This is a genomic window from Butyrivibrio sp. (assembly GCF_015056685.1).
Taxonomy (GTDB): Bacteria; Bacillota; Clostridia; order Lachnospirales; family Lachnospiraceae; genus Butyrivibrio.
The window spans coordinates 17,673-35,536 of sequence record NZ_SVFW01000006.1; the positions used below are offsets into that span (position 1 = coordinate 17,673).

13 protein-coding genes are annotated in these 17,864 nt (G+C 39.2%); 11 read left to right on the top strand and 2 right to left on the bottom strand.

The features are described from left to right. Nucleotides 1-79: 79 nt before the first annotated feature. The 5 genes from E7303_RS03290 (at nucleotide 80) to E7303_RS03310 (ending at nucleotide 4,182) form a co-directional block, all read left to right on the top strand. Nucleotides 80-583, top strand: coding sequence for a helix-turn-helix domain-containing protein (locus tag E7303_RS03290; protein WP_074886125.1), 504 nt, complete (start codon nucleotides 80-82; stop codon nucleotides 581-583). Nucleotides 584-803: 220 nt separating this feature from the next. Then, nucleotides 804-1,259, top strand: a complete 456-nt coding sequence (locus E7303_RS03295; RefSeq protein WP_022773851.1) for an ACT domain-containing protein — start codon at nucleotides 804-806, stop codon at nucleotides 1,257-1,259. Between the two features lie 23 nt (nucleotides 1,260-1,282). Continuing rightward, a complete protein-coding gene (locus E7303_RS03300) occupies nucleotides 1,283-2,491 on the top strand; it encodes a homoserine dehydrogenase (RefSeq protein ID WP_292143821.1) in 1,209 nt (402 codons plus the stop codon). A gap of 29 nt (nucleotides 2,492-2,520) precedes the next feature. Beyond that, nucleotides 2,521-3,840, top strand: a complete 1,320-nt coding sequence (locus E7303_RS03305; RefSeq protein WP_292143822.1) for an aspartate kinase — start codon at nucleotides 2,521-2,523, stop codon at nucleotides 3,838-3,840. 162 nt (nucleotides 3,841-4,002) lie between these two features. Continuing rightward, nucleotides 4,003-4,182 (top strand): hypothetical protein, encoded by a 180-nt coding sequence (locus E7303_RS03310; RefSeq protein ID WP_292143823.1) that lies wholly within the window; start codon nucleotides 4,003-4,005, stop codon nucleotides 4,180-4,182. A gap of 350 nt (nucleotides 4,183-4,532) precedes the next feature. On the opposite strand, the gene E7303_RS03315 is transcribed toward E7303_RS03310, so the two are convergent. Then, the gene (locus E7303_RS03315) at nucleotides 4,533-5,330 is read right to left on the bottom strand and encodes a hypothetical protein (RefSeq protein WP_292143824.1); all 798 of its coding nucleotides are present in this window, start codon (nucleotides 5,328-5,330) and stop codon (nucleotides 4,533-4,535) included. A gap of 249 nt (nucleotides 5,331-5,579) precedes the next feature. Here E7303_RS03315 and E7303_RS03320 point away from each other — a divergent pair, with 249 nt between their 5' ends. The 5 genes from E7303_RS03320 (at nucleotide 5,580) to E7303_RS03340 (ending at nucleotide 13,060) form a co-directional block, all read left to right on the top strand. Then, nucleotides 5,580-6,092 (top strand): DUF6106 family protein, encoded by a 513-nt coding sequence (locus E7303_RS03320; protein ID WP_292143825.1) that lies wholly within the window; start codon nucleotides 5,580-5,582, stop codon nucleotides 6,090-6,092. 54 nt (nucleotides 6,093-6,146) lie between these two features. Then, the gene (guaB, locus tag E7303_RS03325; RefSeq protein ID WP_292143826.1) at nucleotides 6,147-7,604 is read left to right on the top strand and encodes an IMP dehydrogenase; all 1,458 of its coding nucleotides are present in this window, start codon (nucleotides 6,147-6,149) and stop codon (nucleotides 7,602-7,604) included. A gap of 73 nt (nucleotides 7,605-7,677) precedes the next feature. Then, a complete protein-coding gene (locus tag E7303_RS03330) occupies nucleotides 7,678-10,407 on the top strand; it encodes a putative bifunctional diguanylate cyclase/phosphodiesterase (RefSeq protein WP_292143827.1) in 2,730 nt (909 codons plus the stop codon). A gap of 67 nt (nucleotides 10,408-10,474) precedes the next feature. After that, nucleotides 10,475-12,181 (top strand): glutamine--tRNA ligase/YqeY domain fusion protein, encoded by a 1,707-nt coding sequence (locus tag E7303_RS03335; RefSeq protein WP_292143828.1) that lies wholly within the window; start codon nucleotides 10,475-10,477, stop codon nucleotides 12,179-12,181. A gap of 21 nt (nucleotides 12,182-12,202) precedes the next feature. Next, the gene (locus E7303_RS03340; protein WP_292143829.1) at nucleotides 12,203-13,060 is read left to right on the top strand and encodes a DUF2225 domain-containing protein; all 858 of its coding nucleotides are present in this window, start codon (nucleotides 12,203-12,205) and stop codon (nucleotides 13,058-13,060) included. A 47-nt stretch (nucleotides 13,061-13,107) separates the two neighbouring features. Here the strand turns inward: E7303_RS03340 and E7303_RS03345 are convergent, their stop codons facing one another. Beyond that, nucleotides 13,108-13,410 carry a hypothetical protein gene (locus E7303_RS03345; protein ID WP_292143830.1) on the bottom strand — a complete coding sequence of 101 codons (303 nt, stop codon included), beginning with the start codon at nucleotides 13,408-13,410 and terminating at the stop codon, nucleotides 13,108-13,110. 206 nt (nucleotides 13,411-13,616) lie between these two features. Between E7303_RS03345 and E7303_RS03350 the strand changes: the two genes are divergently transcribed. Next, on the top strand, nucleotides 13,617-17,855 hold the full coding sequence (locus tag E7303_RS03350) for a hybrid sensor histidine kinase/response regulator (RefSeq protein WP_292143831.1): 4,239 nt from the start codon (nucleotides 13,617-13,619) through the stop codon (nucleotides 17,853-17,855). Nucleotides 17,856-17,864 lie beyond the last annotated feature (9 nt).

Sequence of the window (17,864 nt, forward strand, 5' to 3'; positions counted from 1 at the left end):
TGTAAGTGGTGACATGGGCTAAGATGTATTGTAGAATTAGTAGAAATGTTTTTTAGCAGTGTGTGAGTTGGAGGTTTATATGGGAAAAAGATCTATTAAGGAAAATAAAAATATTTATTTTGAATGCAGGGATAGTCTTGGATTGTCAAGAGCTCAGGCCAGCGAGCTGATGGAGGGTATTTCAGAGAGCAGCCTTGAGAAGATGGAAACAGGCAAGACCAATATATATCCTGAGGACGTTGTCCTTATGGCTAAAGCCTATAAAAGACCTGATCTTTGCAATTACTACTGCACTCATGAATGTGCTATTGGAAAGACATCTGTGCCTGAAGTAAAAATATCATCACTTTCAGAGATCGTACTTGGAATGCTTTCATCTCTCAACTCTCTTGAACGTCAGAAAGACAGACTTATTGAGATCACAGCCGATGGACAGATATCTGATGATGAGCTTGAGGACTTTGCAAATATTCAGAAGCAGCTTGAACATATAGATGCTACTGTTGAGGCACTCAAGCTTTGGGTTAATGGCACTATAGCCGAAGGTAAGATAAATAAAGAAAAGCTTGATGCTTTAAAGTAAGGTTTTTTTACCAGTCAGTCGGATATTGTAGAATGAAATATGACGAAATACACATTGGTTAAGCGAGCTTCTATGTGCATTTTGTCATATTTTTAATTGGGTTTGAAATTTTTAATTTTTGTACTTGTCTTTAAAACTTTAATGTGCTAAAATTCTTTCCAGTACATACAAATGTCCGTGGTAGAAAAACAAATATTAAAAAATGTAAGCGAGAAGGAAAATGGAGCAGGATACCGGTTTTTATGTAATTAAAAAGCAAGCGGTGCCAGAGGTGCTTTTAAAGGTTGTAGATGCCAAAAAGCTTCTGGAATCCGGCAAAGTAAAAACTGTAAATGAAGCTGCTGACAGAGTCGGGATCAGCAGAAGTTCTTTTTACAAATATAAAGAAGATATCTATGAATTCCACGATAGCCTGCAGGGAACTACCCTGACACTCACTTTCCAGATGAATGATGAGGTGGGGCTGTTATCTTATGTGCTTGGACTCATCGCAGAGTTTGGAGCCAATATACTTACAATTCATCAATCAATCCCACTTAACGGTGTGGCATCCATTTCTATAACTATTCAGGTTCTTCCTACCACAAGAGACATCATGGATATGATAAATAAGATGGAAAAGGCTGACGGCGTCCACAAGGTTCACATTACGGGACGCAGTGCAACTTTTACATAATAGATAATATTTTGGAGGAAGACATGGCAAAAGTAGCAGTATTAGGATATGGCACAGTTGGAAGCGGCGTAGTTGAAGTATTGGATACTAATGCAAATGAAGTTGCAAAAAGCGCCGGTGAAAAGATAGAACTTAAGTATATTCTTGATTTGCGCGATTTCCCTGGGGATAAGCATGAATCACAGGTAGTTCACGATATCAATATTATTTTGGATGATCCTGAAGTAGACGTTATCTGTGAGACCATGGGTGGTATAGAACCTGCATTTACTTTTGAGAAGCAGGCTCTTTCAAAGGGCAAATGTGTATGCACCTCCAATAAGGAACTTGTTGCAGCTCACGGGCCTGAACTTGTGGAACTTGCAAAGGAAAATGGAGTAAGCTACCTCTTTGAAGCAAGCGTAGGCGGTGGAATTCCAGTTCTTCGTTCAATAAATGATTCTCTTAAGCATGAAAAGATCGACTCTATTACAGGTATTTTAAACGGCACTACAAACTATATTCTTACTAAGATGGATAAAGAGGGCGTTGGTTTTGCAACAGTCCTTAAAAAGGCTCAGGAAAAGGGATATGCGGAGAGAAATCCTGAAGCTGATGTGGAAGGATATGATGCATGCCGTAAGATCGCCATTCTTTCAAGCCTTATGAGTGGCAAACATGTGGATTATGAGGATATCTACACAGAGGGCATCACACACATCTCTATCGAAGATTTTGAATATGCGCGTGCACTTAATATGGCCATCAAGCTCCTTGCTATGTGTAAAAGAAATGAGAATGGCTTCTTTACTATTGTTGCGCCATTCCTTATTCCTTATGAGCATCCACTTGCCAATGTAAATGGTGTATTTAATGCCATAAATGTTCATGGAAACATGCTGGGTGATGTAATGTTCTATGGAAAGGGAGCAGGAAAAAATGCCACAGCAAGCGCTGTAGTTGCCGATGTTATCGATATGGTCAAGCATAAGGGCAAACATATCGAAGTTAATATGAATTCTGAAAAGGCTAAGCTCACTTCAAAGGACAACGCTGTCAGAAGATTCTTTGTAAGAGTTCCTGAATCACTTAAGGATCAGGCAACAGAGCTCTTTGGATCAGATATCGACGTTGTGAAAAGAAACAGCGTTTCAGGTGAATTTGCATTTATTACAGATCTTATTTCTGAAAAGGATTTTGAAGAGAAGCTTTGGAAGCTTGATAGTGTTAAAGGTTATATAAGAATGTATTAAAAATAGCTATTATTTTTTAGGAGAATATTATGAAAAAAGTAGTTAAATTTGGCGGAAGTTCACTTGCCAGCAGCGAACAGTTTGAAAAAGTAGGAAACATCATAAAGTCAGATCCTGACAGAGTTTATGTAGTTCCTTCAGCACCTGGAAAAAGAAATTCCAAGGACACTAAAGTTACGGATATGCTTTACAAGACATATGCTCTTGCAGAGGCAGGAAAAGACTTTTCAAAACAGCTATCAGACATCAAAGCAAGATATGATGAGATCATAAAAGGACTTGGACTCAAGCTCAACCTTTCAAATGAGTTTAAGACCATAGAAAAGAACTTTAAGGCAGCAGCCGGAAAGGACTACGCTGCAAGCCGCGGCGAGTATTTGAACGGTATTATCATGGCTGCATACCTTGGATATGAATTTATTGATGCGGCAACAGTAGTAGCTTTTGATAAGAACGGAGAGTTCGACGGAGAAAAGACCAACAAGCAGATGGCCAAAAAGCTTGAGAAGTCTCCAAAGGCTGTTATCCCTGGCTTTTATGGAGCTTATCCTGATGGAAGCATCAAGACCTTCTCAAGGGGAGGTTCAGATATTACAGGTTCTATCGTAGCAAGGGCCATAAAGGCAGATGTCTATGAGAACTGGACAGACGTATCAGGATTTTTGGTTGCTGATCCAAGGATCATTGAGAAGCCACCACACATTGAGACAATAACTTATACAGAGCTTCGAGAGCTTGCTTACATGGGTGCTTCAGTTCTTCACGAAGATGCGATCTTCCCTGTCAGAAAAGAAGGAATCCCGATCAATATCAGAAATACCAATAAGCCTGAGGATCCAGGAACATGGATTGTAGAGTCAACAGCTAAAAAGTCCAAATTTGTTATTACAGGTATTGCCGGTAAAAAAGGCTTTTGCTGCGTAAATATCCTAAAGGATCAGATGAACTCTGAGGTTGGCTTTGTAAGAAAAGTGCTTCAGGCATTTGAAGATCAGAATATTTCAATTGAGCATGTTCCTTCAGGAATAGATACCATGACAGTATTTGTTCAGCAGGATGAGTTCATTGAAAAAGAGCAGGCAGTAGTATCAGAGATTCACAGACTCGCAAGACCTGACATGCTTGAGATTGAATCAGATCTTGCACTTATCGCAGTAGTAGGTCGCGGCATGAAATCAACACGAGGAACAGCCGGACGAATCTTTTCAGCGCTTGCACATGCCAGCGTAAACGTCCGCATGATCGACCAGGGCTCATCTGAGCTTAACATCATCATCGGCGTAGAAACCCGTGACTTCGAAAAAGCCATCAGTGCCATCTACGACATCTTTGTAACAACACAGGTCTGAGACAATTTGCTAAAATAGCCTTCCTTTGTAGCCGTGGCGTGGCTGCAAGGGAAGTTTTTGTTTATAAAATGGTAATACTTTTTTATGATTATTTTTTGCCATGTAGGAAAATGGCTCGTATATAATGGTAACAGAAACAAAGATATGATGGAGGTAAAGATCATGAATAATATGGATATAGATAAGAAAGTTATTTCTGATAGTGAGCTTGAATATGTTACCGGCGGAATCGATAAGGAGACTATCCTTAAGTACAGTGAACAGATGAAGAAAAAACCGGATAAACTGGCACCAAAGAGTAATCCTGGCGGCAATGACTGGTTTAAGTATAAAGAGGGGTGAGCATTTAGGCAGCGCTCGATGCGGAAAATATACTTTCTTGTAAACGTACGCAGCCGAGCTGAAAGTGTAGGCATAGCTCTGTTCACTCTGATATTTTTCAATGTGATAAATTGGACATAAAACACCCACAAAAGACTTGTTTCATACTTATTCAGAACACAAGTCTTTTGTGGGTTTATTTATATCCATTTATCATCATTTCAAAATAAATCGCTCACATCACTATGCCTACACTTACAGTTCGTCTGCTGTTCTTGCAAAAATAGTAGTCTTTATATGTGTAGTAAACCATAAATCCAAAGGTATGGGCACTTTCGGATTTAATGCCACTCGCAAGAAAGTATACTTATTTATTTTAGAAGATACTCAATGAAGAGTTTTGCGTTATCAAGTCGGGTTGTGTTGGCGATTATGCCGACTACAGGAGTTGTTCCCTGGTAGAGGGTGTTGTCTGTTATTACTTTTGAATCATCAATAATGATCCCGACAGGAACAGGGTTATCCATTTCATTTACAGGAGTATCAGGATACTGGCCTGTTGCATATATATCAGCAGCCATGACAGCGTACTTATTGTCTTTATCGTAAGAACCGTTCATAAGAAAATCCTGATAAGCATCGGATGCGATGTAATCCACAAGGCCTCTGTCTACATAGAAAAGCTTATCGGCATATTTGTTAAGAAAGCTTTCATCATATATAGTTCTGAGGTCCATGAATATATCCTGATGCGCGTAATAGGCAAATGTGTTCTGGTCTGCAGCCATGGAATCAAGCTCTGCAGCTGAGAGGTTTGCCATTATTTTCTGACTGGTTGCAATTGTTACTTCATCAATTATTTCTGTATTATTTGTAACTGAAGTGTCTATAAAGCAACTGTTTGTAGTAGTATCAATGCCGGCATACTCTGTGAATTCACTCTCAAGTACTTCTTCTGCATTTGATGAATAACTGTTGAGCATTAGTGCGTAAAAAGCATAAGGCTTGTTGTTTGTAACATCTTTAACCAAAACTACTATAAAAATGATAGCAGCTAAGGCAACAATCGTATGTATTTTGTAGTAGTCCCAAAAATATTCAAGGTGAGCCTTTATGCCCTGACCTTTTAATTTCTTTTGCTGTTCTCTGATCTCTTCATGTACTGACATTTTAAAACCTCCGGAGCTCAAAAAATATTAACAGAAATATAATATTTTATGTTCGTAAAAATGTATATAATAGAATTGATGACTGTGTGCAGGAACAAAATGAATTGTTTAAGAGCACTTGTCACATATGATACAAATTTATGTCCTTCAATGTCAATAAGAATAATCGTGGTTGCCCTTGACATGACATTAATTTGAATATAAGATACTTGATAAAAATGGCGACTAACAGGAGGAGTGGTTTTACAGATGGTTAACGACAATAGTTATGTAGAATGCCTCGTTGAAAGTAAGGCATCGCCGGTTATTACTTTTCTCAAGTATTTGAGCATTTTCTTTGCAGTTGTTTTCTTCATTGCGGCTTTCATGCTTGGTTTTGGAATAATTGGCCTTATACTTTGCGTGGCAGCAGGTTTTGCTTATCATTTCGCAGCACTTAATGCAAACATTGAGTACGAGTATCAGTATTGTGACAAAGAAATTTCAGTAGACAAAGTTCTTAATAAAAGTTCCCGTAAGCACGTGGGTACTTATTCAGTTGAGCACATTGAAGCAATGGCTCCATCCAGATCATATCATTTAGACGAATTCAAGAATAAGACATACAAGACATCAGATTTTTCATCTAAGAACAAGGACGCACAGCCCGATCCTACATACACAATCTATTACGATGGAAAAGACAAGATAATATTTGAACCAACAGAAGAGTTCGTAGCAGCAGTTAAGGCTGTAGCACCTAGAAAAGTATTTACAGATTAAGTTAATAATTGCAATTCAATTTAAATAAGATTTTATAGATAATGGGAGATTATAATGGGACAGATAATTGGTGAAGGAATTACTTTTGATGATGTGCTTTTGGTACCTGCTTATTCACAGGTTATACCTAATCAGGTAGATGTTGGAACATGGCTTACTAAGAAGATCAGACTTAACATTCCTATGATGAGTGCAGGAATGGATACAGTTACAGAGCACAGAATGGCTATTGCAATGGCCAGACAGGGTGGTATCGGAATCATCCACAAAAATATGTCAATTGAAGCTCAGGCTGAAGAGGTTGATAAGGTTAAAAGGTCTGAGAATGGCGTAATCACAGATCCATTTTCTCTTTCACCAGATCACACACTTGCAGATGCAGATTCACTCATGGCTAAATTCCGCATTTCAGGTGTGCCTATCACAGAGGGGAGAAAGCTTGTTGGTATCATTACAAACAGAGACCTTAAGTTTGAAAAAGACTACTCCAAGAAGATAAAGGAAGTAATGACAAGCGAAAACCTCATTACTGCAAAAGAGGGTATCACTCTTGAAGAAGCAAAGAGTATCCTCGCAAAGTCCAAAAAAGAAAAGCTCCCAATCGTTGATGATGACTACAATCTTGTAGGACTTATCACTATTAAAGATATTGAAAAGACAATCAAGTATCCTCTTGCTGCAAAGGATGATCAGGGAAGACTTTTATGCGGAGCCGGAGTTGGTATCTCTGCAAACTGTCTTGATCGTGTAGCAGCTCTTGTGGATGCTAAGGTTGACGTTGTTGTTCTTGATTCTGCACATGGACATTCAGAGAATGTTCTTAAGTGCCTTAGAATGATCAAAGAGAAGTTCCCAGATCTTCAGGTTATCGCAGGAAACTGCGCAACAGGCGCTGCAACAAAGGACCTCATTGAGGCTGGTGCGGATGCTGTTAAGGTTGGTATCGGACCTGGTTCTATCTGCACAACACGTGTGGTTGCAGGTATTGGTGTTCCTCAGATCTCAGCTATCATGGACTGTTATGCAGTTGCTAAGGAGTATGGTATCCCGATAATCGCTGATGGTGGTATCAAGTACTCAGGTGATATTACAAAGGCTATCGCAGCCGGTGGTAACATCGTTATGATGGGTTCAATGTTTGCTGGTTGTGACGAGGCACCTGGTGACTTCGAGCTTTTCCAGGGCAGAAAATACAAAGTTTACCGTGGAATGGGCTCTATTTCAGCTATGGAGAACGGTTCAAAGGATCGTTATTTCCAGGAAGATGCCAAGAAGCTTGTTCCTGAAGGTGTTGAAGGTCGTGTAGCTTACAAGGGAACAGTTGAAGACACTGTATTCCAGCTTATCGGTGGACTTCGTTCAGGAATGGGATATTGTGGATGCAAGACAATAGAAGAGCTTAAGGAAAATGGCAGATTCATAAAGATCACTTCAGCAGCACTTCGTGAGTCACATCCTCATGATATTCAGATTACAAAAGAGGCGCCTAACTACAGCGCATCTGATAGATAAAAATATTCTCCGGTATCAGCATCCGAACATCATAAGTCAGGTAATATACTTGCGTTATTAGAGGAGTGAAAACTTGCAAGAGCATATTACGGAAGCAGAAGCAAAAAACACTGGTGAAATGGGTTCTCTAAAGGATTTTAGCGGAGCCCTTGGTGATTTTGCGCAAAAAAATGCCGCTTCGATCCAGTCATGGCAGGACAGATTCTGTGAGATGGCTGGTATATATGCTTTTTGCCTTGATACTAATGAAGTACCTGTAAGTCAATTTTCAGGTAATCCCAGAGAAATAAAACTAATTCAAAAATACGTGACAGATGTAAGGATACACAACATATTTAAGCGTGTATCTGAGAGCGAGCTTGAGGATCAGGCTGTGGAGATCACGGAAGTTCCAAATTTAAAGCTCGCTGCTGTTGCTGTCAAAAACGATAATTCTACTGCCGCTGTGTGGATAGTATGCGGTGTACTTACTGATGCGGAATATGAAAAAGAGTTTTATCATGTTCAGCCATTAGAATCCTTTACTTACCAGATATCTGAAAGAAAACTATATAAGACTTTAGATCTTCTCAGAGAGTCACTTAGTGTGGTCTTGGGTATTGAAACATCCAGAACAATGGCTGAGGCCAGCAGCAAGGTCAGCAAAAAGCAGGAGCTTGAAATGACCAGTTCTTTTAGAAGAGCTGAGACCATGACAGAGATAGTATCTCTTTTGGATAGTGATGATTCAATTGAGGAAATAATGGTGGATATGCTATCTAAACTCTGTGAGTATCTTCAGGTAAGTAATGCATACACCTGTAGGATCCATCATGGCCATCTGATGGATATTGTAGTTCAGTGGACGGCAGCAGGCGTATCCAAGATGTTTCCTGATACGACAGATCAGGAGAAATGCTGGTTCCTTGGCTCTGAAAAAGCGGTTGTTGTATCAAGCGACAGTCAGATGAATGCAGGCGAAAGGGAACAGCTTGATAATCTGTCAATAAAGGCACTTGTGGCCATGCCTATAATTGTCAACGGCGCTATCCTGTTCTATGCGTGCTTTACAGAGACCAGAGAAATAAGGATATGGTCCATTGATGACATCAAATACATAAATGATGCTATAAGAGTGCTCCAGAGTATTATTACCAAGAGACTGCAAAAGAACTCTCTTGCAAGCTCTTTTGCTTCACTTGAGTCAGTTCTTGATAATGTGGGAAGTTCCATTTATGTAAGAGATATTGAGACCGGAGTTCTTTTGTTTGCAAACAGAAGCTTTAAAAAGAACTTCAGCAGGGAAATAAGTGAGAACTCTCTTGTGGATCTTTTTGAATCCAATATTCCGTCAAGGAGCCGAAGCGGTAACTATGAAGTACATCACAGGGCAAGAGGTAAATGGTACGACGTTTACTACACAAGAATAAAGTGGGTTGACGGAAGACCTGTATCTCTTTGCGCCTTGTATGACATAACGGAGAAAAAGCTCTATCAGAGAAGAATTGAACTTCAGGCTTATACAGATTTCCTGACAGGCCTTTACAACAGAATGTGCTGTGAAAAAGACCTTGCCAGATATGTGGATGAAGCAAGGCAGAATAATACACACGGTGCGCTTATGTACCTTGATCTTGATGACTTTAAGCATATAAATGACAGTTTGGGTCATCAGTACGGCGATATTCTTTTGCAGGATATTTCCAAGTCGATCAGCAGGATTGAGGGTATCGGCAATTCCTGCTACAGAATGGGCGGAGATGAGTTTGTCATCATTGTTCCACCTGATAGTTTTGACAGACTTGATAAGATAATGGAGGAGATCAAGGACGCCTTTGCTACGCCCTGGTACCTTAAAGACAGTGATTATTACTGCACTATGAGTATGGGTATTGTAAAGTTTCCTGATCACGGGGATAGTGTATCTGAGCTTATCAGGAAATCTGATGTTGCCATGTATGAAGCCAAGAAATCCGGCAAAAACCGCGTGGCAGAGTACTCAGACAATATTGATTCTTCTTCTATCCACAGACTTGACCTTGAAAAGAGCATGTATGATGCCATTGGAAAGAGCTGTGATGAGTTTGAAGTATTCTTCCAGCCAATTATCATGCAGCCTGCCGACCTTAAGAGCGGCACCGGTCAGTATAAGCATATAGGAGCGGAGGCTCTTGTCAGATGGAACAGTGAAAAACTGGGATTCCTTAGTCCTGATGAATTCGTTCCTCTGGCGGAGTATTTGGGACTTATAAATCCTATTGGCAATTATGTCCTGAAAAAGGCCTGTGAATGCTGCAGACAGTGGAATGAATCGGGAACAGGAGATTTTGCGGTCGGCGTAAATCTTTCCGTAGTTCAGATCATGCAGACAGATATTGTGGATGTAATTAAACAATGCATAGAAGAAAACCATTTAAAACCTCAGAATCTCATCCTTGAGCTCACTGAGAGACTTGCTATAAATGATCTTGCAAGGACCAAGCAGACACTTCTTGATATCAAGGCGCTTGGAGTAAGGCTTGCGCTTGATGATTTCGGAACAGGATATTCCGCACTTAGCAGTTTGAGGGCACTGCCCTTTGATATTATCAAAGTTGACCAGAATTTCTCCAAGGGAATAGAAACAGATGATTATTCCAAAGCTTTCATAAAGACCATAAGTCAGCTTGGAAAGACTATAGGTGCAGAGGTATGCGTGGAAGGCATAGAGACCCGGCAGCAGCTAAGTGCCTTAAAGGGGCTGGGAGTGAAATACGTTCAGGGCTACTATTATGACAAGCCTTTACGAAGGGCTGCATTTGAGGAAAAATACGTCTATAGTTAAATGTTGCGTACTATGATATACTATGTTGTACGATTATAATTTTTAGAAAGTTGGTTATAAGAACAAAATGGCAGAAGAAGTAGTAACAAAAACAAATGACAATGCTGAAGAAGGCAATATTCCTTCAAGGCATTTTATTGAAGCAGCAATTGATAAGGATCTTCAGGATGGAGTGTACGACCACGTACATACTCGTTTTCCGCCTGAACCAAACGGCTTTTTACATATAGGACATGCTAAGAGTATTCTTTTAAACTATGGAATGGCAAAAGAGTACGGCGGCAAGTTTAATATGAGATTTGACGACACCAACCCTACAAAGGAAAAGGCAGAGTTCATGGACTCTATCATCGAGGATGTTAAGTGGCTTGGTGCAGATTATGAGGATCGTTTATTCTATGCATCTGATTATTTTGACGAGATGTATGAAGACGCTGTAAAGCTCATCAAAAAAGGTAAGGCTTATGTTTCAGAGCTTACTGCTGATGAGATGCGTGAGTACAGAGGAACTCTTACAGAACCCGGTAAGAATGATCCTAACAGGGACAGAAGTGTAGAAGAGAACTTAAGACTCTTTGAAGAGATGAAGAGCGGCAAGGTTGAAGATGGCGCTATGACACTTCGTGCCAAGATCGATATGGCTTCACCTAATATTAACATGAGAGATCCTATTATCTACAGGGTTGCTCATATGACACATGCAAGAACAGGTGATAAGTGGTGCATCTATCCTATGTACGACTTTGCTCATCCTATTGAGGATGCTATTGAGGGCATCACACATTCTCTTTGCACACTTGAGTTTGAGGATCACAGACCTTTATACGACTGGGTTAAGACAGAATGTGAATATAAGAACCCACCAAGACAGATTGAGTTTGCAAAGCTCTATCTCAACAATGTTGTTACAGGTAAAAGATATATCAAGCGTCTTGTAGAAGATGGCATAGTTGACGGATGGGATGACCCAAGACTTGTTACTATTGCTTCACTTAGAAGAAGAGGATTTACTCCTGAATCTATAAAGATGTTCGTTGATATGTGTGGTATCAGTAAGGCAAACTCTACAGCTGAGTATGCGAGCTTAGAGTATTGCATAAGAGAAGATCTTAAGCTCAAGGCTAAGAGAATGCTTGCAATACTTGATCCTGTAAAGCTTATTATCGACAATTATCCTGAAGGTGAAACAGAGTATCTTGAGATTGAGAATAACAAGGAAGTTCCTGAAATGGGAACAAGAAAGATTCCTTTCGGAAAAGAGCTCTATATTGAGAGAGAGGACTTCTATGAGAATCCTCCTAAAAAGTATTTCCGTCTTTTCCCGGGAAATGAAGTAAGACTTATGAACGCTTACTTTGTAACCTGTACAGGATGCGATAAGGATGAGAATGGCAATGTTATTGCTGTTCATTGTACATATGATCCTGCAACAAAGTCAGGAAGCGGATTTAACGAGAGAAAAGTTAAAGGTACAATTCATTGGGTTTCTGCTAAGGAAGCATTTAATGCAGAAGTACGTTTGTATGAGAACATCATTGATGAAGAAAAGGGTGTTTATAACGAGGATGGATCACTTAACCTTAACCCTAACTCCATCACTGTGATCAAGAATGCAAAACTTGAACCTGAGCTTAAAAATGCAGTAGCTTATGACAAATTCCAGTTTGTAAGAAATGGATTTTTCTGTGTTGATTCAAAGGATTCCAAGGAGGGAGCACCTGTATTCAACAGAATAGTGTCATTAAAGAGCTCATTTGTATTACCTAAAAACTAATTTAAGAAAAGAGGTATAGGCATGGCTGGTATTTTTTCTGGACTTGAAAAACTTGGACTGGGAAACATCGGTGGCGGAGACCTTTTTGAGGATCCAAAGAAAAAAGAAACTGTAGTTAAAAAGGAAGAGCCCAAGAAAAAGCTCGCGCTTGTTAATGAGGAAGATTACCTTTTTGACAAGAAGTATAAATGTCCGGTTTGCGAATCAGAATTTGAAGCTAAGACTGTGAGAACAGGTAAGGTCAGAATGAAGGCAGTAGATATCGACCTCAGACCAGATTACAGCGAAGTTGATCAGAATAAATATGATGTTATAGGCTGTCCTGAATGTGGATATGCAGCTCTTGGAAGATACTTTTCAACTCTTAATAAGTATCAGATCGAAGATATCAGAATAAAGATCTGCATGAATTATAGGAAAATAGTCTATAAAGAACCTACATACAGCTATGAACATGCCAAGAGTCTTTATCAGCTTGCACTTGCCAATGCAGTTGTAAAGAAAGCAAAAAATAGTGAAAAGGCATACATCTGTTTGAAAACAGCATGGGTCGTAAGAGGTGAGACACAGCGTCTTGATGAGTCTGATCCTGATTACGAGACCAAGAAAAAAGAAAATGATGAGCAGGAGAAAGAGCTCCTTACAAATGCCCTTAACGGATTTGTAATGGCAAGACAGTCTGAGGAATTCCCAATTGCAGGAATGGATTCAACAACTCTTGACTATCTGATAGCAGCTCTTGCTATGGAGACAGATCAGTTTGATGTTGCAAGTAAGATGATCTCTGAGATACTTACATCCAGAGTTGCTAACAGCAGGATCAAGGATAAAGCCAGAATTTTAAAAGAAATGCTCACTGAGAAAACAGGAGAGCAATAAAAAATGAGGTGCCATATGGCACCTCACTTTTTTATTGTCATAAACAATTATTTCTCGTCTTCGTCGTCAAAGAATTCTTCTGATGAGGATGGTTCCTTATCAGTTTCTTCTTCCTCATCTTTTGCGTCAGATTCAGAAGCTTTGATATCAACATACTTTCTGGAAGTTGTCTTTATATCTTTTTCCTCATCGAGATCATCCTCGAAATCATCATATTCATCAAAATCATCGTCGAAGCTGTCAGCTATCTCAGCTTCTCTCTTGGAAAGATAGTAATAAGCACCTGCAGCTGCAGCGCCTACTGCTGTACAGAACAATAAAAACTTACCAAATCCACTGTTTTTGGACATTTTAATAATCCTCCTATCGAACGATAGTTTAATTTTAATACAATTTAATTACAAATAAAAGCGTTAATTCATTGATGGGCAAAAAAAGTTTAAGGAAATCTAATGCTTTTATAAGAATTACGAAATAATTTGAGAAGATTGTGAATGATATAATGTAATGTGTGAAATCATAATTACGTTTATTGAGCCAAGTGGGAGATCATACTATGCCAAGGCAGGTTTTAAAGAAAATAGCTTTATCATACATGTTTTTTATATGCTTTCTTTTGATGCCGTTTAGGTCTATGGCTGCAGATGAGGAAGAAGTGATAGAAAATCACGCCGGTGGAGCTATGGCTGCCACAGGGCAACTTAAAGGTGTAGGATATGCTACCAAGCTCTATAACTCGTCAAATGGACTTCCCACATCGGATGCAAATTGCATATTATCAACAAGTGATGGATATATCTGGGTTGGTGGTTATGCAGGACTTATGAAATATGACGGTGTTTCTTTTGAGAGACAGGATTCAACTACAGGACTTACCAATGCCAACGCGCTTTTAGAAGATGAGAAAAAGAGAATCTGGGTTGGTACAAATGATAATGGAATACTGGTTTATGACAACGGTGTAACCACCCATAAGTATACCTATTTGGACGGACTTAAATCATCTACAATGAGATCCCTTGCTGAAAGCATAGACGGATCTGTTTATGCAGGCTCCACTAATGGAATTTCTTATGTTGACTCAAATATGAAGCTTCATCTTGTGGATGATTCAATGCTTAGCGATACATACATAATGAAACTGTGTTCTGACAAAGATGGAAGGATATATGGATGTAACAGAGTTGGTGAAGTTTTTTGTATTGAAAACGGGGAAATTATTGAATATTTTTCAAGCGATGATCTTGGAATTGAGATGATTACAACTATTTTTGTGGATCCCGAAACACAAGGATATCTTTATTATGGGACTACATCTGATAAGCTGTATTATGGAAGATTTGGCAGCAAGGGAATGGGACTTAAAAGAATATCAGTAAGTCCTGCCAATGATATTTCGTGGATTACGGAGGCAGCAGACAGAATATGGGTTATGTCAGGCAGCGTTGTTGGGTATCTCGATCAGAAAAACAGATATATTACACTTAATAATCTGCCTCTTACCAGTCTGATTGGTTCTATGATAGAGGATTATGAGGGAAATCTGTGGTTTTCATCAACGCGTCAGGGGATTATGAAGCTGGTTTCCAATAGTTTTGTGGATATTTCTGAGAGATCGGATGCCGGCAGTGAAGTTGTAAATACGACTTGCACATATAATGGCGCTTTGTATGTGGGAACAGAGAAGGGACTTGAAATTATAACTTCAGGGAACCATAAAATTGAAAATATCCTGACAGATGAGCTTCAAGGAACCAGAATACGATGCATCATAAAAGATGACGACAATAATCTGTGGATTGCAACTTATACGAATGATAAGGGGCTTATTTGCTATACGCGAAACAGACAGATCATAAGATTTGATGAGAAATCAGGCTTTATCTGTAATGAAGTCAGAAGTATTGTTAAAAGAGATGATGGTTCTTTACTTGTATCAACCAACAGAGGACTGGCCATAATAAAGGACAAAGAGGTTATAGATACAATAGGAAAAGAAGGAGAGGTGACCAATACTTTATTTTTAACATCTGCAGAAGGCCCCAATGGAGAGATATACATAGGTACAGATGGTGATGGTATATATATTGTTGATAAGGATAAAAAAATCAGAAAGCTGGGCAGAGATGACGGACTGACCAGTGATGTTATCATGAGAATAAAGAGGGATAAGGAACGGGGAGTCTATTGGGTAATCTCATCCAACGCTCTTGGATATATGAAGGATGAAAAGATTCATATAGTAGAAAAGTTTCCATATTCAAATAATTATGATATTTTCTTTAGCAAGTCCGGTGATGCATGGGTACTTGCGTCAAATGGAATCTATGTTGCCAATGGGCAGGATATGATAGACGGAAAAGATTTTAAGTACCAGTTTTTTGATGCAGCCAGTGGGCTTCCAAGTGTTCCTACAGGAAATTCCTATAGTGACATAGATGATGAGGGAAATCTCTATATAAGCGGAAGATCTGGTGTAAGCAGTGTGAATATCGATGACTATATGGATCGTGAAGCTTATGTAAAGGTCTATATCAAATCAATAACTGTCGATGATAAAACCATTAATCCGGAGCAGGATGGAACTTATATTATTCCGGCTTCAAGAGGCAGAATTCAGATTTCTGCTTCAATTTTAAATTATACGCTTATTAACCCAAGAGTAAAAATATACCTTGAAGGGGCCAAAGATGAAGGCGTAACAATGTATCAAAGCAATATGTCAGCATTGGAATATACTTCACTTCCTCACGGCAATTATAAGCTTCACGTACAGCTTCAGAGCCAGGCGACCGGAAACGTATATCAGGATGAGATCTTCAATATAAAAAAAGAGGCCAGACTTACAGAAATATTGGCGGTAAGGCTTCTTATAATACTTGTTGGAGCGGCAATAGTAGCTTTAGTGGTGTGGCAGGTTATGAGAGGAACTGTTATACGCAGGCAGTATGAGCAGATACGCATAGCTAAAGACGAGGCAGAAAGAGCAAACAGTGCAAAATCAAGATTTCTTGCTAATATGTCCCATGAGATACGTACTCCTATAAATACTATAATGGGTATGGATGAGATGATAATGAGACAGGAAGCAGATGGAGTTCCTAAGGGGTACTATCAGAGCATAATGAGTTATGCAAGTGATATAAAAAGAGCTTCGGAATCGCTTTTAGGACTCATTAATGACGTACTTGATCTATCTAAGATTGAATCCGGAAAAGTGCATTTGGTTGAGCAGGAATACAGTTTTGAAGAACTTTTAAGATCAATAATTCCAATGATAAGAGTAAGAAGCAATCTAAAGAATCTTGATTTTAAAGTTGAAGTAGACGAAAAGCTTCCACAAAAGCTATATGGCGATGATGGAAAGATCAAACAGGTGGTATTAAATCTTTTGACAAATGCGGTAAAGTATACTGAAGAAGGTGGATTTACACTGAAAGTTGAAAGGGTATGGGGAAATGCTGAGAGCTGCAGGCTCAGATTTAGTGTGACTGATACAGGAATAGGAGTTAAGCCTGAAGATATAGACAAGCTTTTTTCAGCCTTTGAAAGAGTTGATGAAAACAGGAACCGATCAATTCAAGGGACAGGACTTGGACTTCACATTTCCAAACAGTTTGCCGAGCTTATGAAAGGTGAGCTTAGGTGTGAGAGCGAGTATGGAAATGGTTCCACATTTACTTTTGAGGTAGAACAGAAGGTTATAGACAGTTCTGCCATTGGAGTATTTAATGAGAATAGCGGAGAGGTTAAAGTTGGACCTTATATTCCGGAAGTGTATGCCCCTGAAGGAAAAGTTTTGGTTGTTGATGATGATGCCATGAACAGGCAGGTTATATCAGGGCTCCTTAGTAGAACGGGTTTACAGCTTACTTGCGCTACAAACGGGCGAGAATGTCTGGATAAGCTTAAGGAGGATACGTTCCACTTGGTTTTGCTGGATCATATGATGCCGGTTATGGACGGACTTGAGACTATCAAAGAATTAAGAAAAGACTATCCTGATCTTCCGGTTCTTATGCTGACCGCCAATGCTGCAAACAGTGGCAATAAGTTCTATAAAAACCATGGCTTTAACGGATATCTTCCAAAGCCGATAAACGGATCTGATCTTGAAAAGGCAATAAGAGAGTATATTCCAAAAGATCTTTTGACAGAAAAGATTCCTGACAGCGCTGGAGTGGATAATGAAAGGCTTGTTAATGATCTTGGAGATATGTCATGGGTAAAAGATATTGAGGATATTTCCATTGATGAAGGAATAACGAACTGTGGAAGCAAAGAATCATTTGTCAGCGCCCTTACACTTTTTGCAAATACTGTTTCTGACAACTCTGAAGTTATTGAGAAAGCTTATGAGGAAAAAGATATTAAAGCCTACACTATCAAAGTTCATGCATTAAAGAGTGCTGCAAGGCTGATAGGAGCAATGGATCTTTCTGAACTTGCCAAAAAGCTTGAGGCAGCAGGCAATGATAATGACATTGAGTTTATCAATGAGAAGACAAAAATTCTTCTTGAGAAATACAGAGGATTTAAGGAAAAATTAAAAGTTCTTTTGGAGGAGGCATCTGATGATTCAGATAAAGAGCTGATTCCGGAAAATGACCTTAAGGAAGCTTACGAAGCTCTTAAAGAATTTACCGAGCAAATGGAGTATGATGGCGCTATAATGGTAGTTGAGCAGGTAAAAAAGTACAAGCTTCCTGAAAAAGATAAGAAAGTATTTGATAATATAGAACATGCACTAAAGCAATTTGATTGGGACAAAGTAGAGAATGAACTAAAGACATGATAGTAATGG